Source organism: Nesterenkonia sp. (assembly GCF_029265375.1).
In the GTDB taxonomy this organism is placed as follows: domain Bacteria; phylum Actinomycetota; class Actinomycetes; order Actinomycetales; family Micrococcaceae; genus Nesterenkonia.
This window is the reverse complement of the sequence record NZ_JAJUJJ010000003.1, coordinates 59,930-81,971: the sequence shown is the minus strand read 5'-3', so window position 1 is coordinate 81,971 and position 22,042 is coordinate 59,930. Positions and strand designations below refer to the sequence as shown.

The 22,042-nt window shown below is 67.9% G+C and carries 19 protein-coding genes; 15 read left to right on the top strand and 4 right to left on the bottom strand.

Annotation, left to right across the window (positions count from 1 at the left end):
* Positions 1-20 precede the first annotated feature (20 nt).
* Genes gabT through Q1K09_RS02025 form a run of 4 tightly spaced genes read left to right on the top strand, consistent with a single transcriptional unit; the run spans position 21 to position 4,359 of the window.
* Entirely contained in the window at positions 21-1,340 is a 1,320-nt protein-coding gene (gene gabT, locus Q1K09_RS02040) for a 4-aminobutyrate--2-oxoglutarate transaminase (RefSeq protein WP_300342774.1), read from the top strand.
* Positions 1,341-1,368: 28 nt separating this feature from the next.
* Positions 1,369-3,081, top strand: coding sequence for an NAD(P)/FAD-dependent oxidoreductase (locus Q1K09_RS02035; RefSeq protein ID WP_300342772.1), 1,713 nt, complete (start codon positions 1,369-1,371; stop codon positions 3,079-3,081).
* The gene (locus tag Q1K09_RS02030) at positions 3,078-3,887 is read left to right on the top strand and encodes a carbon-nitrogen hydrolase family protein (protein ID WP_300342770.1); all 810 of its coding nucleotides are present in this window, start codon (positions 3,078-3,080) and stop codon (positions 3,885-3,887) included. The genes Q1K09_RS02035 and Q1K09_RS02030 overlap by 4 nt, the downstream gene beginning before the upstream one ends.
* Positions 3,888-3,891: 4 nt before the next feature.
* On the top strand, positions 3,892-4,359 hold the full coding sequence (locus Q1K09_RS02025) for an Lrp/AsnC family transcriptional regulator (RefSeq protein ID WP_300342768.1): 468 nt from the start codon (positions 3,892-3,894) through the stop codon (positions 4,357-4,359).
* Here the strand turns inward: Q1K09_RS02025 and Q1K09_RS02020 are convergent.
* Positions 4,350-5,891, bottom strand: coding sequence for an aminopeptidase P family protein (locus Q1K09_RS02020; RefSeq protein WP_300342767.1), 1,542 nt, complete (start codon positions 5,889-5,891; stop codon positions 4,350-4,352). The two genes, Q1K09_RS02025 and Q1K09_RS02020, sit on opposite strands and share 10 nt — an antisense overlap.
* 22 nt (positions 5,892-5,913) lie before the next feature.
* On the opposite strand from Q1K09_RS02020, the gene Q1K09_RS02015 reads away from it, so the two are divergent.
* From Q1K09_RS02015 to Q1K09_RS01965, 11 genes are all read left to right on the top strand, one after another.
* Positions 5,914-6,768: a PHP domain-containing protein gene (locus tag Q1K09_RS02015; protein WP_300342765.1), complete on the top strand. Its 855-nt coding sequence runs from the start codon at positions 5,914-5,916 to the stop codon at positions 6,766-6,768.
* Positions 6,765-7,397: a TetR/AcrR family transcriptional regulator gene (locus tag Q1K09_RS02010; RefSeq protein WP_300342763.1), complete on the top strand. Its 633-nt coding sequence runs from the start codon at positions 6,765-6,767 to the stop codon at positions 7,395-7,397. The genes Q1K09_RS02015 and Q1K09_RS02010 overlap by 4 nt, the downstream gene beginning before the upstream one ends.
* Positions 7,398-7,502: 105 nt before the next feature.
* Positions 7,503-7,736: a DUF3107 domain-containing protein gene (locus Q1K09_RS02005; protein ID WP_300342761.1), complete on the top strand. Its 234-nt coding sequence runs from the start codon at positions 7,503-7,505 to the stop codon at positions 7,734-7,736.
* 8 nt (positions 7,737-7,744) lie between these two features.
* Entirely contained in the window at positions 7,745-9,226 is a 1,482-nt protein-coding gene (locus Q1K09_RS02000) for a DEAD/DEAH box helicase (protein WP_300342759.1), read from the top strand.
* A complete protein-coding gene (locus Q1K09_RS01995; RefSeq protein WP_300342757.1) occupies positions 9,223-9,777 on the top strand; it encodes a GNAT family N-acetyltransferase in 555 nt (184 codons plus the stop codon). The genes Q1K09_RS02000 and Q1K09_RS01995 overlap by 4 nt, the downstream gene beginning before the upstream one ends.
* Positions 9,778-9,785: 8 nt before the next feature.
* A complete protein-coding gene (locus Q1K09_RS01990; protein ID WP_300342756.1) occupies positions 9,786-10,364 on the top strand; it encodes a low molecular weight phosphatase family protein in 579 nt (192 codons plus the stop codon).
* Positions 10,365-10,598: 234 nt separating this feature from the next.
* A complete protein-coding gene (gene groES / locus Q1K09_RS01985) occupies positions 10,599-10,895 on the top strand; it encodes a co-chaperone GroES (protein WP_300342754.1) in 297 nt (98 codons plus the stop codon).
* Between the two features lie 33 nt (positions 10,896-10,928).
* Complete coding sequence (groL, locus tag Q1K09_RS01980) at positions 10,929-12,527, top strand: chaperonin GroEL (protein WP_300342753.1); 1,599 nt, start codon at positions 10,929-10,931, stop codon at positions 12,525-12,527.
* Between the two features lie 88 nt (positions 12,528-12,615).
* Positions 12,616-13,425, top strand: coding sequence for a CPBP family intramembrane glutamic endopeptidase (locus Q1K09_RS01975; protein ID WP_300342752.1), 810 nt, complete (start codon positions 12,616-12,618; stop codon positions 13,423-13,425).
* A 73-nt stretch (positions 13,426-13,498) separates the two neighbouring features.
* Positions 13,499-15,019 carry an IMP dehydrogenase gene (gene guaB, locus Q1K09_RS01970; RefSeq protein ID WP_300342750.1) on the top strand — a complete coding sequence of 507 codons (1,521 nt, stop codon included), beginning with the start codon at positions 13,499-13,501 and terminating at the stop codon, positions 15,017-15,019.
* 7 nt (positions 15,020-15,026) lie between these two features.
* Entirely contained in the window at positions 15,027-16,151 is a 1,125-nt protein-coding gene (locus Q1K09_RS01965; RefSeq protein ID WP_300342748.1) for a GuaB3 family IMP dehydrogenase-related protein, read from the top strand.
* A 7-nt stretch (positions 16,152-16,158) separates the two neighbouring features.
* On the opposite strand, the gene Q1K09_RS01960 is transcribed toward Q1K09_RS01965, so the two are convergent.
* The 3 genes from Q1K09_RS01960 to Q1K09_RS01950 form a co-directional block, all read right to left on the bottom strand.
* On the bottom strand, positions 16,159-17,376 hold the full coding sequence (locus Q1K09_RS01960; protein WP_300342747.1) for a hypothetical protein: 1,218 nt from the start codon (positions 17,374-17,376) through the stop codon (positions 16,159-16,161).
* 97 nt (positions 17,377-17,473) lie between these two features.
* The gene (locus Q1K09_RS01955; protein ID WP_300342745.1) at positions 17,474-18,178 is read right to left on the bottom strand and encodes a hypothetical protein; all 705 of its coding nucleotides are present in this window, start codon (positions 18,176-18,178) and stop codon (positions 17,474-17,476) included.
* Between the two features lie 255 nt (positions 18,179-18,433).
* Positions 18,434-22,003 carry an ExeM/NucH family extracellular endonuclease gene (locus Q1K09_RS01950; protein ID WP_300342743.1) on the bottom strand — a complete coding sequence of 1,190 codons (3,570 nt, stop codon included), beginning with the start codon at positions 22,001-22,003 and terminating at the stop codon, positions 18,434-18,436.
* Between the last annotated feature and the right edge of the window lie 39 nt (positions 22,004-22,042).

The following is a 22,042-nucleotide window of genomic DNA, read 5'->3' as shown; positions in this document are numbered from 1 at the left end:
CCCCTACGAAAGGAACCGCTATGGCAGAGCTGCCGCAGTCCCGTCACCTGGCCACTGAGATCCCCGGCCCCAAGGCCCGGCAGCTGGCTGCCAGACAGGCGGCAGCCGTGGCTCCGGCGGTCGCCTCGGCGATGCCCACCTATGCGGTCCGCTCCCAGGACGGCATCGTCGAGGATGTCGACGGCAACCGGCTGATCGATCTGGGCTCGGGCATCGCGGTCACCAGTGTCGGGGCCAGCGCCCCGGCAGTGGTCCAGGCGGTGCAGGACCAGGTTGAGCAGCTGACTCACACCTGCTTCATGGCCACCCCCTATGAGGGGTACATCGCGGTGGCGGAGAAGCTTGCCGAACTGGTGCCGATCCGCGGACAGCTGCGCAGCGCCCTGTTCAGCACCGGAGCTGAGGCGGTGGAGAACGCGGTCAAGATCGCCCGGGCCTACACCGGCCGTCAGGCGGTGGCCGCACTGGACAACGCCTACCACGGCCGAACCACCCTGACGATGTCGCTGACGGCGAAGTCGATGCCCTATAAGCACAGCTTCGGTCCCTTCGCCCCGGAGGTCTACCGCATTCCGGGCTCCTACCCGTTGCGGGACCAGCTCGACGGCGCCGAGGCGGCTGAGCGTTCGATCTCCGCCCTGCAGACCCAGGTCGGGGCTGAGAACCTGGCAGCACTGATTGTGGAGCCGATCCAGGGTGAGGGCGGGTTCATCGTCCCGGCCGAGGGCTACCTGCAGCGCCTGGCCGCCTGGTGCCGGGAGAACGGGGTGATCTTCATCGCTGATGAGATCCAGACCGGATTCGCCCGCACCGGCTCCTGGTTCGCCTGCCAGCACGAGTCGGTGGAGCCGGATCTGGTCACCACGGCAAAGGGCATTGCCGGCGGGCTTCCGCTGTCTGCGGTGACCGGCAGGGCCGAGATCCTCGATGCCGTGCACGCCGGGGGACTGGGCGGCACCTATGGCGGGAATCCGGTGGCCTGCGCGGCCGCGCTGGCGACCATCGCCACCATGGAAGACCAGGATCTCTGCGCCAAGGCCGCCGATATTGAGCTCACCGCGCTGGAGCAGCTGCGCGGCGCTGCGCAGAAGGATCCGCGCATCGGGGATGTTCGCGGGCGCGGGGCCATGCTTGCGGTGGAGCTGGTGGACCCGGACACCGGTGCCCCGGATGCGGAGCTGACCGGTGCTGCGGCGGCGGCTGCGCGCAGAGCCGGGGTGATCACCCTGACCTGCGGCACCTACGGCAATGTCATTCGCTTCCTGCCTCCGCTGACCATCAGCAAGGAGCTGCTGACCGAAGGGATCAGCATCGTACTGGACTCCATCGCTCAGAACTGATCTGGAGCAGTTTCGCTATGATCGGCTTATGACCACATTTTCTACTGCTGAGCATGGTGAATCCCAGGAGAATGACCGAAAGCTGACGGTCTTTGGGCCAGATTTTCCGTTCTCTTATGATGAGTGGCTCGCCCATCCCGCCGGGTTGGGGCGGCTGCCGGAGCAGGCGCACGGCTCAGAGGTGGCCGTCATCGGCGGAGGCATAGCGGGGCTGGTGGCCGCATACGAACTGATGCGCCTGGGCCTGCGCCCGGTGGTCTATGAGGCCGAACGCCTCGGCGGCCGCCTGCGCTCAGAGCGGTTCAGGATCGACGACGGCGACCGGTGCAGCGACGTCGTCGCGGAGATGGGCGGGATGCGGTTCCCGGTCTCCTCGGCTGGGTTTTACCACTATCTGCGCCTGCTGGGGCTGTCCACCGCCCCCTTTCCGAATCCGCTCACACCGGCGGCCGGAAGCACCGTCATCGATCTCGGCGGCAAGACCTGGTACGCCGAAAAGCTGGAGGACCTTCCTGCCCTGTTCACCGAGGTCGCCCAGGCCTGGGACGCCGCGCTGGAGCGGGAGTTCGGCCTCAGCGGCCTGCAGCAGGCGATCCGCAGCCGCGACGCCCACCGGCTGAAGCGGATGTGGAACCGGATCGTCGCCGCATGGGACGATCGCAGCTTCTACGAATTCGTCTCCCAGGCCGAGGAGTTCCGCTCACTGAGCTTCCGGCACCGCGAAGTCTTCGGCCAGGTCGGATTCGGCACTGGAGGCTGGGACTCCGACTTCGCCAATTCGATGCTGGAGATCCTCCGGGTGGTCGTCACCGAATGCGACACCGACCAGGAGCTGGTGGTCGGCGGAGTCGAGCAGCTGCCGCTGGGGCTGTGGCGCCGCGAACCCGAGGAGATCGCCTACTGGCCGAAGGGAACCTCCCTGGCGTCGCTGCACCCGGATCACGCACCCCGGGGAGCGGTTGCGGCCCTGCGCCGGTGCGCCGACGGCAGCATCGCGGTGACCGAGGCCTCCGGCGAAGTCCGCACTTACCAGGCGGTGCTGGCCACCTGCCAGAGCTGGCTGCTGACCACCGAGATCGACTGCGATGAGTCCCTGTTCTCCCAGCAGATGTGGATGGCCCTGGACCGGACGCGCTATATGCAGTCGTCAAAGACCTTCGTCATGGTGGACCGGCCCTTCTGGAAGGACCGCGACCCGCACACCGGCCGGCAGCTGATGAGCATGACCCTGACCGACCGGATCACCCGCGGCACCTACCTGTTCGACAACGGGGAGGACCAGCCCGGCGTCATCTGCCTGACCTACTCCTGGATGTCAGATGCGCTGAAGATGCTGCCCTACCCCGCAGAGAAGCGCGCCGAGCTGGCCCTGAACGCTCTGGAGAAGATCTACCCCGACGTCGACATCCGCTCGCACATCATCGGTGAGCCGGTGACCGTCTCCTGGGAGGCCGACCGGTACTTCCTCGGCGCCTTCAAAGGGGCGCTGCCGGGGCACTATCGCTACAATCACCGCATGTACGGCCACTTCATGCAGGACACCATGCCCCAGGCCCATCGCGGAATCTTCCTGGCCGGAGACAGCATCTCCTTCACGCCGGCGTGGGCCGAGGGGGCCGTGCAGACCGCGCTTAACTCCGTCTGGGGCATCCTGCACCACTTCGGAGGCTCCACCCATCCGGAGAATCCGGGCCCGGGCGAGGCCTACCCCGAACTGGGTCCGGTGGAGCTGCCCGCATGAGCAGCGCTGTGCGCCTGGCCCTGGGGCAGGTGGAGCCTGTCATCGGGGACACGGCGAAGAATCTGCAGCGCATGGAGCAGCTGGCCGCCTCCGCCGCGGAGGCCGGGGCGGACCTGCTCATCCTGCCGGAGATGCATCTGACCGGATACGCCCTGGGTCGCCAGCGCACGCGCGCCCTGGCCGAGCCGGCCGACGGCCCCTCGGCCCAGCATGCCGCCGCCATCGCGCAGCGCTGCGGGCTGGCGATCCTCTACGGATACCCGGAGGAGGATTCCGGCGCGGTGTTCAACACTGTCGGATTCGTCGACAGCTCGGGTCAGCGCCTCTTCGACACCCGGAAGCTGCACTACTTCGGAGATCTGGACCGTCAACAGTTCGACCGGCCCGCCGCCTCGGCGGGGGAGGTGGTCACCTGGCGGGGATGGAAGGTGGGTGCCGCTGTCTGCTACGACGTCGAATTCCCGGAGGTCACCCGCGCTCTGGCGGTCGCCGGGGCCGAGCTGGTCTGCGTGCCCACCGCCAATATGGCCGACTATGACCAGGTCCAGACCACCCTGCTGCCGGCCCGGGCGGTGGAGAACCAGATCTACCTGGCCTACGCCAACTACTGCGGAGCAGATGCCGTCTACCGCTACGGCGGGCTCAGCCGGGTGATCGGACCGGACGGATCCGCCGTCGCCGCTGCCGGGCGCGAGCCGCAGCTGCTGATCTGCCAGATCGACAAACCCACGCTGCAGCGCTCCCGGCAGCAGAACCCCTACCTGCGCGACCGCCGGTTCGACCCCGCCCCCAGAGAGGAGAGCTGAGCCGATGCCAGCCGGGTCCCACGACCAGATCGACGACGTCATCCTCCGCCAGCTCTCCCAGGACGCTCGCACCACGCTGGCCCAGCTCTCCGAGCAGACCGGGCTGTCCGTCTCCGCGGTCCAGACCCGGGTGCGGCGGCTGGAGAGCCGCGGCGTGATCCGCGGCTACAAGGCTGAGCTGTCCCCGGAGGCGCTGGGCAGGCCGCTGTCGGCCTTCATCGAGATCACGCCGCTGGACCCTGCCCAGGCCGATGACGCCCCGCAGCGCCTGGAGCACCTGGCCGCCATCGAGGGGTGCTATTCGGTGGCGGGCGATGCCAGCTACATGCTCTTTGTGCGGGTGCCCACACCCCGGGACCTGGAAGCCCTGATCCGCGAGATCCGGCAGGCGGCCTCAGTGAACACCCGCACCACTGTGGTGCTGCAGACCTTCTTCGAGGGCCGCCCGATCGGCATTGAGGCTCAGGACTGAAGCTCGGCCATCCAGGCCTCCACCGCATCGGGCTCACGCGGCAGCGCGGCGGAGAGATTCTCCGCGCCATCGTCGGTGACCAGCACATCGTCCTCAATCCGCACACCGATCCCGCGATACTCCTCCGGGACCGCGAGGTCCTCCTGCTTGAAGTAGAGGCCCGGCTCGATGGTGAAGACCATGCCCGGCTCCAACACCCCGTCCAGGTAGAGGTCCCGCTTAGCCTGAGCGCAGTCGTGGACGTCCAGCCCCAGGTGATGACTTGTGCCGTGCGGCATCCACCGGCGGTGATGCTGCCCCTCCGGGGACAGCGCCTCCTCCAGTGAGACCGGAAGCAGGCCCCACTGCTGCAGATGCTCAGCCAGCACCGTCACCGCCGCCTGGTGGATCTCGCGGAACCGGATGCCCGGCCGCACCACGTCGAAGGCGGCATCAGCGGCAGCCAGCACCGCCTCGTAGACCTTCCGCTGCACCGGTGTGTAGCGTCCGGAGACCGGCAGGGTGCGGGTCAGGTCAGCGGTGTAGAGAGAATCCGCCTCCACCCCGGCGTCCAGCAGCAGCAGCTCGCCGGGCTCGATCCGGTCGTGATTGCGGATCCAGTGCAGAATGGTCGCATTGTTGCCGGAGGCGGCGATCGTGTCATACCCCAGGTCATTGCCCTCCAGGCGGGCCCGGGCGAAGAAGGCGCCCTCCACCACGCGCTCGCCGCGCTCGTGCCCCACAGCCCGCGGAAGCGCCCGGACCACATCCTCAAACCCGGCGATAGTGGCCGAGACCGAGGTGCGCAGCTGCTCCACCTCCCAGTCGTCCTTGACCAGACGCAGCTCGGAGACGAACTCGGTCAGCTCGGCGTCCAGGGCATCCGAGGCTTCCAGGTCCACGCCGGTGTTGATCCGTGAGGTGTCCACCAGCGCGTCCACGGAGAGATCCACCTCACGCAGCAGCCTGATCCGCGTGCCGCCGATCTCCACCGCCCCGGCGTTCTTGGTCACCGCGACCTCCAGCTCGGAGGCATCGGCGGTGCGCACCCCCAGCCGCTGGCGGAACTCCTCCAGCCCGGGGCGCGGCCCGATCCAGAACTCACCGTGCCGGGAGTCGGCGTAGAACTCCTCCGAGTCCCGGCCCGCCATCGGCTTGAAGTACAGGGTGACCTCGTGGTGCCCGCCGTCGTCGCCGGCCCCCTCATCCACCGGTTCGAAGACCAGCACTGCGTCCGGCTCGTGATCCACGCCCAGGCCCGTGAGGTGGGCGAAGGCCGAATGGGGCCGGAAGCGGTAGTCAGTGTCATTGGAGCGGACCTTCAGCGGGCCGGCGGGGATCACCAGGCGCTCGCCGGGGAACCGCTCAGAAACTTCACGACGACGGCGGGCGGCGTAGTCGGCGACCTCATCGCGCCGATGCTGCGGCTGCTCGGCAGGCGCCCAGTGGGAGGCCATGAACTGTTTGAAGGCCTCGGAGGTGGGCCGCTGCGAGCGGTTGTTGACGCGGTCGGACAGCTCCTGGGCAGACTTCTGGCTCGGTGACTCACTCATACCGGTAGTCTTTCATGCTGAGATGAGCTTCGACCTGCACACCCATTCCACGGTCTCCGACGGCACCGAACCGCCGGCGATGGTGGTGGCCGAAGCCGCCCGGGCAGGACTGCGGGGGCTGGCCCTGACCGACCACGATGCCACCGCCGGCTGGGCTGAGGCCCGGGCCGCGGCCGAGGCTCACGGTCTGGGGTTCATCCCCGGGATGGAGGTCACCTCGATGGCCGCCGGGATCAGCGTCCACGTGCTCAGCTACCTCCACGACCCGGAGCATCCGGGAATGCGGCAGCTCAATGCCGCCGCTCGGGCTGGACGGGTGGAGCGGGCCAAACAGATCTGCGCCCGGCTGGCGGAGGACCTGCCCATCACCTGGGAGGCCGTGCTGGAGCAGGTCGGCCCGGACGCGGCCATCGGACGCCCGCATCTGGCCGATGCGCTGGTGGCCGCCGGCATGGTGGCGGACCGGTCGGAGGCTTTCCGCAAGTACCTGCACCGGCGCAGCCGCTACTACGTCAGTCAGCAGAACCCCCACCCGGTGGAGGTCATCCGGCTGATCCGGCAGGCCGGGGGAGTCCCGGTGATCGCCCACGCCATGGCGGTCGGCCGCGGGCAGACGCTGAGTCCGGCACAGCTGGAGGAGCTGGTGGCCGCCGGTCTGCTCGGTGTGGAGGTCCATCACCGGGACAACCCGGAGCCCGGCCGAGCGCTGCTGCTGGATCTGGCGGCCCGTCACGACCTGATCGTCACCGGCTCCTCCGACTACCACGGAGCAGCCGGGAAGCCGAACCGCCTGGGGGAGAACACCACCGAGGCAGATCAGGTGGCGCGGATCCTGCAGCTGGGCACCGGCAGCCAGCCGTACAATGTCAACCCATGAGTTCCGCATCCTCACCCGAGAGTGCCGCGAACGGCCGGACCAAACGCCTGCCGCGGGAGCAGCGCCGCCGCCAGCTGCTCGACTGCGCCCTGCAGGTCTTCGTCGCCAAGGGCTACCACGCCGCCTCCATGGATGACATCGCCGAAGCCGCCGAAGTCTCCAAGCCGGTGCTCTACCAGCACTTTCCGGGCAAGCACGAGCTGTTTCTGGATCTGCTGGACACCCACCTGAGCCAGCTGCGCGACGAGCTGACCTCTGCCCTGAGCGAGGCGGAGACCAATAAGGAGCGGGTCACCGGAACAGTGACCACCTTCTATGAGTTCATCGCCCGCGAGGATGAGGCCTACCGCCTGGTCTTCGCCGCCGGCATGGACCATGATGAGGAGGTCTCCGACCGGCTGGAGCGGTTCCACGATGCCATGGCCGCGGCGATCGCCGAGGTGATCGCCGATGACACCGGCCAGCCGATGGCGGAGGCGACGATGCTCGGCCACGGCCTGCTGGGCATGGCCACCACCGCAGCCCGGCACTGGAGCAGACTCTCCGAGCGCCCGGACCTGCGGACATCGGCCCAGCTGACCTCCCGGCTGGCCTGGCGCGGCATCTCCGGCTTCCCCAAGGAGGGCTGAGCCGGAGCCGATTTGCACCGGCCAGATATTATCGACGGTGAGCAGACCTGTACTGCGCGGGCGCTGCGAATCCTCGCATGTCCGCGCTGAGCCTGAAGGAGTGGCATGGAAGTACGCATCGGAGTGCAGAACGTCTCCCGGGAGATCGTGGTGGAGACGGACCAGAGTCCTGAGGACGTGGAGAAGGCTGTGGCCGACGCGATCGAAAACTCCAAGCCGCTGCTGAGCCTCACCGATCGTCGCGAAAAGACGATCGTGGTCCCGGTGGCCTCCATCGGGTACGTGGAGATCGGCTCGGACACCAAACAGACGGTCGGCTTCGCCGCCGTCGCCGACTGAAAGAACGAATGACTGCTGAGACTGAGACAACCACATTGACATTTGCGGACTTCGACGTCCGCGAGGAGATCGTCTCCAGCCTGGCGGAGAAGGGCATCATCACCCCCTTCCCGATTCAGGCCGAGACGCTGCCGATCGCCCTGGCCGGCAATGACATCATCGGCCAGGCCAAGACCGGCACCGGAAAAACCCTGGGCTTTGGCATTCCCGCCCTGCAGCGGGTGGCAGCGCCCGGCACCGAGGCGTACCAGAACCTGCCGTCCCCGGGATCGCCGCAGGCGCTGATCGTGGCTCCCACCCGCGAGCTCGCCGTCCAGGTGGCCGAGGACCTGAAGGTCGCCGGATCGCAGATGGGCGTGCGCATCGCCACCATCTACGGCGGGCGGGCCTATGAGCCGCAGATCGAAGAGCTCACCCGCGGGGTGGAGATCGTGGTCGGCACCCCCGGCCGCCTCATCGACCTGCACCGGCAGAAGCACCTGGTGCTGAAGAACGTGAACATCGTGGTGCTCGACGAGGCCGACGAGATGCTCGACCTCGGCTTCCTGCCCGACGTGGAGAAGCTGCTCTCCTACGTCCCCGAGGTGCGGCAGACCATGCTCTTCTCCGCCACTATGCCCGGCCCCGTGGTCTCCATGGCCCGGCGGTTCATGACCAAGCCCACCCATATCAGCGCAGCGGATCCCGAGGACTTCGGAGTCACTAAGAAGGACATCCGACAGGTGGTCTACCGCGCCCACTCGCTGGACAAGGACGAGATGATCGCCCGGATCCTGCAGGCCTCCGGGCGCGGTCGGACCATCATCTTCACCCGCACCAAGCGGCAGGCCGACAAACTTGCCGATGAGCTGATCTCCCGCGGGTTCGCCGCCGGCGCCATTCACGGCGATCTGGGCCAGGGCGCACGGGAGCAGGCGCTGCGGGCCTTCCGCAATGACAAGGTCGATGTGCTGGTCGCCACCGATGTGGCCGCCCGCGGCATCGATGTCACCGATGTCACCCACGTGATCAACTACGTCTGCCCTGAGGATGAGTCCGCCTATCTGCACCGCATCGGCCGCACCGGCCGGGCAGGCCAGAAGGGCACTGCGGTGACCTTCGTGGACTGGGAGGACGTGCCGCGCTGGAAGCTGATCGACAAGGCGATCGGCCTGGGTGTGTCCGAGCCGGTGGAGACCTACTCCTCCTCGCCCCACCTGTTCGAGGACCTGGATATCCCGAAGGGGACTAAGGGGCGGCTGCCGCGCCACAAGCGTTCCAAGGCAGGTCTGGAGGCGGAGAAGCTGGAGGACCTCGGAGGTCCGGAGGACCGGAAGCCACGCGGCCGCGGCGAGCGTCCCCGCGGCGGTTCGCGGCCGCGCCGCCGTTCCCAGCAGGGCTCCGGCAAGACGGCAGAGGACTCGGCCGGCAGCAAGGAGCGCTCCTCGGCCGGTCAGCGTCGTCGCCGGCGTCGCCGCCGCCGGGTCAGCGGGGACTCCAGCGCCTCATGACCGGCTCTCCGGCACGCATCCGCCGCGCCGAACCCCGCGACTACCAGCGCATCGGCGACCTGACCGTCGCCGCCTATATCGACGGCGGGCATATGTCGGCCCAGGACGGCTACATCGCTCATCTGCGTGAAGTCGCCGACCGGGCCGCGGCCGCAGAGGTGTGGGTGGCGGACGTGGACGGTGCCGTGGCCGGCTCGGTCACCGTCACCGACTGGGACGGCCCCTGGGCGGAGGTCTCCCGGCCCGGTGAGATCGAGTTCCGCATGCTGGCGGTGGCCCCGGAGTTTCAGGGCCGCGGAATCGCCCGGCAGCTGGTGCGGCACGTGATCGCCCAGGCCGAGGCCCGGCCGGAGATCCAGGCGGTCACCCTGTGCAGCCTCACCAGTATGCGCACCGCCCACCAGCTGTACCGCGCAGAGGGTTTCACCACCGACCCTGACCGGGACTTCGTGCTGATCACCGAAGCCAAGACCGCCCGGTTCCCGTTCTTCATCCGCGCCGTCCACTCCGGACGGCCCGCATCCGAGCTGCTGAACGCTGAAGGAGAGTGAGCCCGCCGGTGACTGATCCGTTCGTCATCCTGACCGTGTGCACAGGCAATATCTGCCGCTCCCCGGCCATGGAGCGGCTGCTTGCTCAGCTGTTCGTCCAGGACCCGGCCGTGGAGGTCCGCTCCGGCGGCACCCACGCCCACGACGGCGAAGACATGCAGGAGCCGATGAAGCGCCGCGTCGCCGACTACGGCGCAGATGCTGAGGGCTTTGTGGCGCAGCAGGTCACCGCCGAGATGGTCGCCCAGGCGGATCTGATCCTGGCCGCAACGGCAGTCCACGTGGAGGACATGCTCGCCGAGGTGCCCTCCGCTGCCGAGCGGATGTTCACCATCGGAGAGTTCGGCCGCCTGCTGGACTCGCTGCCGGAGGAGGAGCTGGCCGCCGTCCGCTCTGAGTCCGGCACGGCCGGGCAGCTGGCCGCGCTGACCGCTGCCGCCCACCGGGCGCGCAGCCGCGGGGCCGAATCATCCTGTGAGGACGACGTCGTCGACCCCTATATGCTGCCCGAGAGCGTCTATGACGAAGCGTTCCGGCAGATCCGTGAACCGGTCGAGACGCTGGGGCGGATTCTGCAGCGCCGGTGAGTTTTAGCACTCTGCTTGATCGAGTGCTAGGCGGGTCATATAGTTTGTATTAGCACTCAGCTCGCTCGGGTGCTAACGCCTGGAGGGCCGTCAACTCTCCGGGTTCAAGCCTGAAGGACGCGCCACCGGTGGAGATGCCTGCGCATCTCCTTCACCCGCGACGACGGTTGGTCACTCCCAAGGCGAGCAACAGTCAAGGAAATTTTCGACTCCACAGCAAAGGAGAGAACTGACGTGTCAGTCTCCATCAAGCCCCTCGAGGATCGCATTGTTGTCCGCCCCCTGGAGGCCGAGCAGACCACCGCTTCCGGCCTGGTCATCCCGGACACCGCCAAGGAGAAGCCCCAGGAGGGCGAGGTTGTCGCCGTGGGGCCGGGCAAGGTCTCTGACTCCGGCGAGCGCCTGCCGGTAGACGTGGCCACCGGCGACGTCGTCATCTACTCCAAGTTCGGAGGCACTGAGGTCAAGGTCGGCGGCGAGGAGTACCTGGTGCTCAACGCTCGCGACGTTCTCGCCAAGGTCGAGAAGTAAGACCCACCGGCTCGACTCTAAGGAGCAGAACATATGGCAAAAGAGCTTCTCTACGATGATGCCGCCCGCAAGGCACTGGAGGACGGCATCAACAAGCTCGCCGACACCGTCAAGGTCACCCTGGGCCCCAAGGGCCGCAATGTGGTCCTGGACAAGTCCTGGGGCGCGCCCACCATCACCAACGACGGCGTGACCATCGCCCGTGAGATCGAGGTGGAGGACGCGTACGAGAACCTCGGCGCGCAGCTGGCCAAGGAGGTCGCCACCAAGACCAATGACGTGGCCGGCGACGGAACCACCACCGCCACTGTGCTCGCCCAGGCGCTGGTCAAGGAGGGCCTGCGCAATGTGGCTGCCGGTGCGGCTCCTGGTGAGATCAAGCGCGGCATCGAGGTCGCCGTCGATGCGGTGACCCGCCGGCTGCGTGAGAACGCCCGTGAGGTCAACGGTCAGCAGGAGGTCGCCTACGTCGGCGCCATCTCCGCTCAGGACGACGAGGTTGGCGAGCTGCTGGCCCGCGCCTTCGACGCGGTGGGCACCGATGGTGTGATCACCATCGAGGAAGGCTCCACCACCTCCACGGAGCTGGACATCACCGAGGGCATGCAGTTCGACAAGGGCTTCCTGTCCCCGCACTTCGTCACCGACGCTGAGCGCCAGGAAGCCGTCCTGGAGGACCCGCTGATCCTCATCCACCAGGGCAAGATCTCCAATATGCAGGAGTTCCTGCCGGTGCTGGAGAAGGTCCTGCAGGCCAAGAAGCCGCTGTTCATCATCGCCGAGGACGTGGAGGGCGAGGCCCTGTCCACTCTGGTGGTGAACAAGCTGCGCGGCACCCTGAACGTGGTGGCCGTGAAGGCACCGGGCTTCGGCGACCGCCGCAAGGCCATGCTGGAGGACATCGCAGTGCTCACCGGCGCTACGGTCATCACCCAGGACCTGGGCCTGAAGCTGGACCAGGTCGGCCTGGACGATCTGGGCACCGCCCGGCGCGTCACGGTGACCAAGGACGAGACCACCATTGTCGACGGCGCCGGCTCCAAGGCCGACGTCGAGGCGCGGGCTGCCCAGATCAAGGCGCAGGCCGATGCCACCGACTCCGAGTGGGACCGCGAGAAGCTGCAGGAGCGCCTGGCCAAGCTGGCCGGCGGTGTGGGCGTGATCAAGGTCGGCGCCGCCACTGAGGTGGAGCTGAAGGAGCGCAAGCACCGCATCGAGGACGCCGTCTCCTCCACCCGCGCTGCCCTGGAAGAGGGCATCGTGGCAGGCGGCGGCACCGCGCTGATCAACGCGCTCTCGGTGCTGGACGAGGATGCCGAGGTCACCGGGCTGACCGGCGACGCCGCCGCTGCGGTGGGCATCGTCAAGCGTGCTCTGGTCCAGCCGCTGCGCTGGATCGCCCAGAACGCCGGCGAGGACGGCTTCGTCGTCGCCTCCAAGGTCGCGGAGCTGGAGCCCAACCACGGCTACAACGCCAAGACCGGGGAGTACGGAGACCTCATCAGCGCCGGCGTCATCGACCCGGTGAAGGTGACCCGCTCCGCACTGCAGAACGCAGCCTCCATCGCCGCTCTGGTGCTGACCACCGAGACTCTGGTGGTGGAGAAGAAGGACGAGGAGGACGAGGACTGATTCCTCGCCCCCAGCGCTGAAGGAACCCCGCCGACCCAGGCTCGAGGCCCGGGACCGGCGGGGTTCTTTCATGTCTACACTGATGCCCATGACCGAGCTGACCACCGGGGGCGCGCCGCCCCGAACTGACGCTCGCTCCCGCCGGTTCTACGCATGGGAAGTCGGCATTGTGCTGGCGCTCTCGCTGGGACGCTCGGCAATCTACGCAGTGCTGCAGCTGGCCGAGCGGCTCAGCATTGCTCCGCTGGCCGAGCAGACCGCCACAGTGCAGCGCTCACGGTCCCGGGCTGAGGGATTCGACGCCGCCTACCAGCTGCTCGACTCGCTGTTCGCCCTGGCTCCGGTGGCCCTGGTGATCTACCTGGTTCTGCTCTCCGGGGAGAACCCCTTCCGCCGCTGGGGGCTGGACTTCCGCCGGCCCGGCCGGGACTGGGCTCTGGGAGCCGGACTGTTCGGCCTCATCGGAGCGGGCACCCTGGTGGTCTATTTCGCCGGACGCAGCCTGGGCATCACCGCGCAGATCGTTCCGGCCGATGTCACCGAATACTGGTGGACCCCGCCGGCGCTGCTGCTGGCCGCGCTGCGCCATTCGCTGCTGGAGGAGGTGATCATGATCGCCTACCTCTTCGACCGGGCACGGCGGATCTGGCCGCAGACCACCGACGGCCGCGCCATGGGTGCAGTGGTGCTGGCCGCCGCGGTGCTGCGCGGGGCCTACCACCTCTACCAGGGCTTCGGCCCCGGGGCGGGCAATCTGCTCATGGGGCTGATCTTCGGCTGGATCTACCTGCGGTTCGGCCGGGTCATGCCTCTGGTGATCGCGCACTTCCTGCTGGACGCCGTCGCCTTCCTGGCCTTCCCGCTGGTGCTGACCAGCTTCGGGCTGGCCGGTCTGTAGAGGAACATCAGGAGAAGTAGACTTGTTGACGCTCTGCACTGATCTGCCGCGAACGACCCGAGAGGCGCCATCCGTGAGCCATATCCACGCCGAGGGGCACGATCCATTCGCCCTGACCGGACTGACCTATGACGACGTGCTGCTGCTGCCGGGGGAGACTGACGTGATCCCCTCGGAGGCGGACACCTCCACCCGGCTGAGCCGCAATATCGAAATCCAGGCTCCCGTGGTCTCCGCGGCGATGGACACCGTCACCGAGGCCCCGATGGCCATCGCTCTGGCCCGGCTGGGCGGCATCGGCATCATTCACCGCAATCTCTCCATCTCGGACCAGGCCAAGCAGGTCGATCAGGTCAAGCGCTCCGAATCGGGGATGATCACCGATCCGGTGACCATCTCCCCGCAGGCGACCATCGCGGAGCTGGACGAGATCTGCGGCCACTACCGGATCTCCGGGCTGCCGGTGGTCGATGAGGACTCCACGCTGCTGGGCATCATCACCAACCGCGACATCCGCTTCATCCCCGAGGCTGAGTACGCCACCACCACCGTGGCGGAGAAGATGACCCGCCCGCCGCTGATCACCGCGAAGGAGGGCATCTCCAATGCGGAGGTGCTGAAGATCTTCAGTGAGCACCGGGTGGAGAAGCTGCCGCTGGTCGACGACGACGGCCGGCTGACCGGTCTGATCACCATCAAGGACTTCGACAAGGCGGATAAGTACCCCCAGGCCACCAAGGACGCCGAAGGCCGGCTGCGCGTGGGAGCGGCAGTGGGCTTCTTCGGCGAAGGCTTCGAGCGGGCGATGACGCTCATCGACGCCGGAGTGGACGTGCTGGTGGTCGACACTGCCAACGGTCACACCCGCGGTGTGCTGGAGATGATCGCCAAGCTCAAGGCTGAGCCGCGGGCCGCCGGCGTGGATGTCATCGGCGGCCAGGCCGCCACCCGGGCCGGCGCCCAGGCGCTGGTGGATGCCGGTGCCGATGCGATCAAGGTGGGCGTGGGCCCCGGGTCCATCTGCACCACCCGCGTGGTGGCCGGTGTGGGGGTCCCCCAGATCACGGCGATCTACGAGTCCGCGAAGGCGGCCGTGCCGGCAGGAGTGCCGGTGATCGCCGACGGCGGGCTGCAGCACCCCGGGGACATCGGCAAGGCGCTGGTGGCCGGAGCCGACTCGGTCATGCTGGGATCACTGCTGGCCGGAGCCGCGGAGTCCCCGGGCGATCTGGTCTTCTACAACGGCAAGCAGTTCAAGGCCTACCGGGGCATGGGATCGCTGGGCGCGATGCAGACCCGCGGAAAGAACACCTCCTACTCCAAGGACCGCTACTTCCAGGCCGATGTGCCTGATGATGAGAAGCTCGTCCCCGAGGGCATCGAGGGGCAGGTTCCCTACCGCGGCCCGCTCTCGGCGGTGCTGCACCAGCTCACCGGCGGGCTGCGGCAGACCATGTTCTACGTCGGGGCCCACACCATCGGTGAGCTGAAGGCCAAGGGCCAGTTCGTGCGGATCACCTCGGCGGGACTCAAAGAGTCGCATCCCCATGATGTGATGATGACCGTCGAGGCCCCGAACTACCGCGGAAGGTGAGGCAGCAGTGAACGAGATCCCCATCGGACAGGCCACCTCCGGCCGGCGCGCCTGGGCGCTGGATGATGTGAGCATCGTGCCCACCCGGCGCACCCGCTCCCCGCAGGACGTCAGCTTGGACTGGCAGATCGATGCCTACACCTTCTCCATGCCGGTCATCGGTGCGCCCATGGACTCGGTGATGTCACCGGCCACCGCCATTGAGCTGGGCCGGCTCGGCGGACTGGGGGTGCTGAACCTGGAGGGTCTGTGGACCCGGTACGAGGACCCGGAGCCGGTGCTGGAGGAGATTGTCCACCTGGAGGCCGCGGAGATCTCCGCCGCCAACACCCGGCGGATGCAGCAGCTCTACTCCGAGCCGATCAAGGCCGAGCTGATCACCCGCCGACTGGCTGAGATCCGTGAGGCCGGCGTCGTGGTCTCCGGTTCCCTGACCCCGCAGCGCACCCAGGAGTTCTACCAGACCGTGGTGGACGCCGGGGTGGACATGTTCGTCATCCGCGGCACCACCGTCTCGGCCGAGCATGTCTCCGAGCAGGCGAACCCGCTGAATCTCAAGGAGTTCATCTACGAGCTGGATGTCCCGGTGATCGTCGGCGGCGCTGCCGGATACACCCCAGCGCTGCACCTGATGCGCACCGGAGCCGCCGGGGTGCTGGTCGGATTCGGCGGCAGCTCAGCCTCCACCACCCACCGTGCTCTGGGTATCCGGGTGCCGATGGCCACGGCCATCAGCGATATCGCTGCGGCCCGGCGGGACTACCTGGATGAGTCCGGCGGCCGGTACGTGCATGTCATCGCCGACGGCGGCCTGGGGACCTCGGGCGATATCGTCAAGGCGCTGGCCATGGGTGCCGATGCCGTGATGCTGGGCACCACCCTGGCCCGCGCCGAAGAAGCACCCGGTCAGGGATGGCACTGGGGCCTGGAGGCGGTGCACCCGAACTTCCCCCGCGGCCACCGCACCCGGGTCGGGACCGTGGCCCCGCTGGAGGAGGTGCTCATCGGCCCTGGGCATCACACCGACGGCACCTCCAACCTGATGGGCGGGCTGCGGCATGCCATGGCCACCTGCGGTTATGTGGACTTGAAGTCCTTCCAGCGGGTGGACACCATCGTCAGTCCGGCCTGAGCGGGCCTCACCGGCGCCGCAGGGCGATCAGATACGCCACTCCGGCAATGATGAGCCCGGCACCGGTGAAGGCCAGGACGATGACCCATCCATCGACTCCTCCGGTGACCGAGGCGGTGTCCGGAGAGGCAGTGGCCTCGGGCTGGTCAGCCAGCTCGGTGCCGGTCTCCTCGCCGGTGGGCGTCGGAGACGGATCTGCGGTCTCCTCCTCCGGCTCCTCCTCGCCGGCGGTCTGGCCCTCCTCCGGCCCGGGCACCGAGTCCGGGATCGGCCAGATGCTGCGGTCGGAGTAGCCCGCCTCGCTCTGGTGGACTCCCGGGTCCCCGGGCTGCAGCGGCTGGTCGTCCACATGGAGGGCGAACGGGGTCCAGCCGATCAGGCCGTCGCTCTCATTGGTGGCCACGATTCCGTAGATCCCGCTGTAGTCCACCATCTCGCTGTCCACGGTGGTGCTCCACCGCGGGTTCTCAGCGGAGACGCCCACCCCGTCGGAGACCATCTCAGCGGGCAGGAAGATCGCATCCTCTCCGCCGGGAGGAAGCAGCCAGAGGTCGACGTCGGCCGATGAGGTCTCCACGTCCACTGTGAAGGCCTCGTCCAGAGGGATGACCGGTTCGTCCCGCAGGATGCTCACCACCCCGTAGGTGTCCTCGGTGAGCGTCTCCAGCGTGGGCGGATCACTGCTCGGCTCGGTGTTCTCGCTGTGGTCGGGCACCGGCCAGTTGTCCCTGGGCGAGCCGGAGAAATCAGCCGAATCGCCCTCGCGCACCACCGGATAGGAGGTCCAGGTGATCAGCTCGCCGGTGGCCTCGTCCACGGCGGCGAAGGCGTACCAGTCGGAGGTGGCCACCTCCGAGCTGGGGAAATTGACCTCGATCAGCTCCACCTCCTGCTCGGGGTAGGTGGGTGATCCCGGGTTCTGGTAGACGTCGCTGGTGGTTTCGCCCGAGCCGATGAGCACCGGATCGCCGTCATCGGGCGGCAGCGCCCACACCTCCACGGACTCGGGGATCTCAAAGTCCTCGGAGGCCAGCATCAGCTCAAAGGTCGAATCATTGGGGAACGCGCCCACCCCCTCGCCCAGGGAGACGCCTCCGTAGGTGTCCTCAGAGAGGTCCTCAGCCTGCGGCGCCGCGGCATATGCGGCAGCCGGCAGGGCCAGCAGCAGGGCGGAGGCGGCTGCCGCTGCCGCGGTCAGCCGGTGTGCGGTGGCGGTGGTGGTCATAGGAATCGCTTCCTTCGCCTAGGGGTTCTGCCGGGAACCGGTCAGTGCCATCATTCTCGAGACTATCCGGGCCGGCCTGGAAGTTGGGGGCAGCGGCTCACCCGGAGAGCGGTTCACCGGGGTAGTCCGGCTGCGGTTCCTGGTCCGGGACATCCAGGGTGCTGTCCACGGTGACCTCATGCCATCCGAAGACGTAGTGGTCATAGCTGGACGCCACCAGGTGGTACTGGCCATCAGGAACGGTGCTGGGGATCTGTGCGGGCAGCACGATCCGGCTGGTGTAGTCCTGGTGGGGGTTGTGGATGTCGGCATACCAGTGCTCGACGGCAGTGCTGGGCCCCAGATCGATGGCGCTGCCCGGCCCATCAGCAGGTACCAGCCAGATCCGCATCTGGGTTCCGTCGCTGACATAGCTTCCCAGTTCGGTGTAGACCAGGAAGCCGGTGTTCACCGGGAGCTGACCGGTCCCGCCCTCTCCGAAGGAGATGCTGTAGCGGGTCTCGTCCGTGAGGTTCTCGGCCGTGGGACCTTCGGGCCCGTGACGCTCCGCCGGCATCTCCGCGTCCCCGCCGGTGTCCTGCTCGGGGTCTGGGGGCGCTGCTGCCGCGCAGTCCTGGTCCACGGCCGTCTGGTCGTCGTGAAGCGTGCCGGAGGCCTCACGCTCCGCGGCAGGGCTGGTGTGCTGTGCGGAGGCGACGACGCCGGCTGTGCTCAGTGCTATTCCTGCGGCTGCCGCCAGCGCGGCGGCAGAACGCAGCAGGTGCACTCGTGCTCCGCCTGATGTGCGTCGGATGGGGGTCATGATGCTCACGCTCCTGGGTCGCTGTCGTGATCGGTCCCGCCGGGGCGGGGACGCCGTATCGGGCGTCTGACAGCGACGATACGTGAGTTTGCGGATGCAACGCAACGCAAATATCCGCAAAGTGTGTAACGATTGGCGTGATCTCGTCACGATCGTATAAACGGTGCTAGGGGCAGAATGGCACTGATCTGCCCGCGGCACCCCCAGCAGCTCTGTTTGCGGATGCGAATGCGACTGCCGGAGGATTTCTGCGGCTCAGCAGTCTCCGATCTTCTCCCACGGGCCGTAGGGGTCGCCGGGCTGCTGGCTGCGGCTGTACCACTTGGCGGTGTAGGCGCCTCCCTGGTGCACCACGGTCTCACCGCCGGTGAACTCCGTGCTGGAGGCCCAGGCCGGGTAGGTCTCGCCGCCGCAGGTGGTGGGTTCGCCGATCTCTGACCAGGCGGACCAGTCCGATGCCCCCGGCTCCTGGTTCTGGGTCCACCACAGCGCGGTGTATGCGGCGCCGTCGTGCACCACGGTCTCCCCGCCGGTGTAGACGGCCTCAGCGTCCCAGGCCGGGGTCTCCTCACCGTCGGTGAGCGTGACGTCGACCACGATCGGATCGTGGTCCGAGGCTCGCCAGACCTGGCTGCTCCACTGCGGCTCCTCATAGAGCCCCGGGGTGCCCGAGGCCTCGTACCGGGAGTACTCCAGGGCAATGGGCTCGAAGGCGTTGGTGTTCCAGATGTGGGTCTGCGCCACGGCCTCGGAGGCCTCATCCGAGGTCAGCACGTGGTCCAGGGCCCCGATCTCACCGGAGAACATATAGGAGGCCTGGCCCAGGGACTCATTGGTGAAGCCCTGCTCGTACAGGGCGCGCATCGGGTCCTCCTGGGCATGGGCATTGAAGTCGCCCATCAGGAAGGACTTCTCGGTGCCGTAATGGTCCTGCACCGCCTCGGTGAAGGCGGCCAGCGCCTCAGCCTGCTGCACCCGGTCCGGGTTGTAGCAGGCCTGACCGTCGCCCTGGTCGGCATTGCCGCCCTCAGCCCCGCTGCAGCCTTTGGACTTCAGGTGGTTGACCACGGTGACGAACTGGTCCTCCTCGGAGCCGCCGACAGGCTGGAAGATCGCGGCCATGGGTTCGCGCGCGTTGGAGTAGATATCCTCCAGGTCGTAGCCGTCCAGGGCGTCGGAGTCCAGATGGGCCACGCCGTCGTCGAAGAGGATCAGCGCATCCACCAGCTCCACGGCCTCCGGCTTGTAGATGAAGCCGTTGCGGATGACGTCCTCATCCTCCGGTGCGGTCTCCACCGGCACAAAGTCCCAGGTCTGCTCGCCTTCGGCGGCATTGAGCGCCTCGACCAGGCGCTGGTGCGCATAGTCGCGGTCTTCGCCGAAGTGGCGGGAGTTCTCGATCTCCTGCAGGGCCACCACGTCGGCGTCCATTGCGGTGATGGTCTCCACAATCCGGGACTGCTGGACTGCGAAATGCTCCTCGGTGTAGGCCCCGCGGGGTGTGCAGTCTCGGGTCGTGGTCGGCTCCCCGAAGCGGTCTTCGTAGTAGCCGCAGTCCGCAAACTGCTGCCCGACGTGCGGGAAATAGTTGAGCACGTTGAACCCGGCCAGCCGGAGGTCGCCGGCGGGCTCGGGCAGCTGCGCCTGCGGGCGGGTGTTCTCAATGCTCACCGGCTCTGCCTCGGGGTTGCCGGGCAGGAAGCTGGTGGGCTCGAAGCGCCAGCCGTCGTACCGGTGCTCCAGAACCACCGGGGCGGTGAAGTCGACTGCTGCTCCTACCCGGACCGTGTCGTGGCTCTGCAGGTACGGCAGCGGCATATGCCGGTCGAAGGCGAAGCTCGCCCAGCGGTTGCGTCCGCCATGGCCGAGCCGGATATAGCGCTGATCGTTCTGCGCCTGCAGCTGCTCCGCCTCGGGGCCGGGCGCGTGCTGAGCGGTGGGGGTCCACAGCGGCTCGGTGCCGTCAACGATGCCGAGCACACCGCCGACGCTGTCCGGCTCCCCGTGCAGCAGGCCGTAGTTGTCGGTGACCGTCCAGTCCCCGGCGGGCTCGATCAGCATGCCGATGAGCCGTTCGCGCTCGCTGGCCTCCACGAATCCCTCATAGACGTAGGGGAGGGGCTCGACGACGTCCAGGCCCTCGGCCTGCAGGTCGATGACTTCGATCTGCGGACTGGTGATCTGCAGCTGCATGGACTCCGCCGCGCCGGTCTCCCGCCAGGTGTCCACTGTGCCGGTGACCTCCACATAGTCGCCTGCTGAGACCTCGGCACCGTCCCAGCTGGTGCCCATGTAGACGAAGATGGCGCAGGAGACCTCAAGGTCGCTGAAGTCCGCTTCGCCGCAGGCAGCCTCCTGCTGCACGTAGAAGCCGTCATGGGCCCGGGAGTCATGTTCAGCGTCGGCGTAGCGGGCCGTGACGAAGCCTTCGATGGTGACCGACTCGCCGATCATGGGGTTGTCGGAGGGATCGGTGGTGGCTTCCCCGCGGATCTGCCGGATGTCGGTGGGCCCTTCCGGGTCTCCCGGGTCCCCTGGGTCTCCGGGCTCGCTGCGCTCACCGGGCAGATCCTCTCCGGCGGAGTTGGTGGCCACGAGTTCTGCCGAGAGGGCGAAGTCGGACGCATTGTCGGTCGAGCTTCCGGTCAGCTCCGAAGTCCGCTGCACAGCGACGACCTCTGAGGCGTCTTCCGGACCCGGTGAGGGCGCCTCGCCGGCCCAATAGCGGGCCTGGCCGTAGCCGAGGGCGTCGACCACCTCCGCCTGTTCGACCGGCCCGTCAGGGATCGTGGTCGCTCCGGGCGCGGTGGTCAGGGCGAAGGAGTAGGACAGGGTGCCGAAGTAGTCCTCAGTCAGCTGATCCGCGTGCTCAGCCAGAGAGGTGCCGGTGTCGTCGTTCAGCGGTGCTCCTGCCCCGGAGCGGGCGCCGTCGAAGGCGATGAGGAAATGCTCCCCGGCCGGTACGGTGCCGGTCAGGTCCAGGTTGCCGTTGTAGGTGCCGGCGGCATTGCCGTACTGCAGGGACCACTCGGTGAGGTCAATATCCTCGGTCCCGTAGTTGTACAGCTCCACATAGCGATGCTGGTAGACCGAACCAGGCTCTCCGCCCTGGGTGTAGACCTCGCTGATCAGCAGCGTCTCCGGCCCCTGATAGCCGGGTCCCGGCTCGCCGGCCGCACTGCCGCCGGAATACATGGGAGTCGGCTCAGCTGCGCTGAAGTCCTGCGCGTTGCTGCCGGTGCTCTGGGTCCGGTGCAGGGTGAGCGGATTGTCCGCGGCCGGGGCAGGCTCTCCGGCGGCGATGCTCGCTCCGCCCCAGCCGAGTGCGTCGACCACATCTGGGTGGTCCGAGACGTCGCCGCTGACCTCGGCCGGCTCCGGGGTGGAGAAGACCACCACGGAGGCCCCTCCGCCGGCGGTGTTGAGCGCATAGCCGGCGTCGTGGTCGTGCAGCAGCGGCTCCTGGCCGTTGCCGGGCCCGAGGATCAGATAGTGTCCGCCGGCCGGCACGGAGCCGCTGAGCTGGCGGCTCCCACCGTTGTAGAGCGTGCCGCTGCTCTGATAGCCCTGCACGGACCAGCCGGAGACGTCGACGTCGGTCTCACAGCTGTTGTGCAGCTCCACGTAGCGCGGATGCGGGGAGGCGCTGCTTCCGCCGCTGGCATTGACTTCGCTGATGCTCACACACTCCGGCCCCTCCGGCGCCTCGGCTTCGGCCGAAGCGTGGGCGGGGGAGAGTGCGGTTCCCAGAAGAGCGGCGAGGGCGAAGGCGGACAGGGCGCGGCGCAGGCGGCCACGTGCCGGTGCAGCAGATGCGGGGCTCATAGGTGCGTGTGATCCTCATCAGGCGGCGGTCAGGTGGGG

Bases quoted from the DNA above. Each gene is read 5' to 3' on its own strand.
- Q1K09_RS01995 (WP_300342757.1), top strand. From the start codon at position 9,223: ATGACCGGCTCTCCGGCACGCATCCGCCGCGCCGAACCCCGCGACTAC.
- Q1K09_RS01960 (WP_300342747.1), bottom strand. From the start codon at position 17,376: ATGACCACCACCGCCACCGCACACCGGCTGACCGCGGCAGCGGCAGCC.
- Q1K09_RS02005 (WP_300342761.1), top strand. From the start codon at position 7,503: ATGGAAGTACGCATCGGAGTGCAGAACGTCTCCCGGGAGATCGTGGTG.
- Q1K09_RS02010 (WP_300342763.1), top strand. From the start codon at position 6,765: ATGAGTTCCGCATCCTCACCCGAGAGTGCCGCGAACGGCCGGACCAAA.
- Q1K09_RS02035 (WP_300342772.1), top strand. From the start codon at position 1,369: ATGACCACATTTTCTACTGCTGAGCATGGTGAATCCCAGGAGAATGAC.
- Q1K09_RS01955 (WP_300342745.1), bottom strand. From the start codon at position 18,178: ATGACCCCCATCCGACGCACATCAGGCGGAGCACGAGTGCACCTGCTG.
- Q1K09_RS01950 (WP_300342743.1), bottom strand. From the start codon at position 22,003: ATGAGCCCCGCATCTGCTGCACCGGCACGTGGCCGCCTGCGCCGCGCC.
- Q1K09_RS01975 (WP_300342752.1), top strand. From the start codon at position 12,616: ATGACCGAGCTGACCACCGGGGGCGCGCCGCCCCGAACTGACGCTCGC.
- Q1K09_RS02015 (WP_300342765.1), top strand. From the start codon at position 5,914: ATGAGCTTCGACCTGCACACCCATTCCACGGTCTCCGACGGCACCGAA.
- Q1K09_RS02000 (WP_300342759.1), top strand. From the start codon at position 7,745: ATGACTGCTGAGACTGAGACAACCACATTGACATTTGCGGACTTCGAC.
- groL (WP_300342753.1), top strand. From the start codon at position 10,929: ATGGCAAAAGAGCTTCTCTACGATGATGCCGCCCGCAAGGCACTGGAG.
- Q1K09_RS02020 (WP_300342767.1), bottom strand. From the start codon at position 5,891: ATGAGTGAGTCACCGAGCCAGAAGTCTGCCCAGGAGCTGTCCGACCGC.
- gabT (WP_300342774.1), top strand. From the start codon at position 21: ATGGCAGAGCTGCCGCAGTCCCGTCACCTGGCCACTGAGATCCCCGGC.
- Q1K09_RS02025 (WP_300342768.1), top strand. From the start codon at position 3,892: ATGCCAGCCGGGTCCCACGACCAGATCGACGACGTCATCCTCCGCCAG.
- Q1K09_RS02030 (WP_300342770.1), top strand. From the start codon at position 3,078: ATGAGCAGCGCTGTGCGCCTGGCCCTGGGGCAGGTGGAGCCTGTCATC.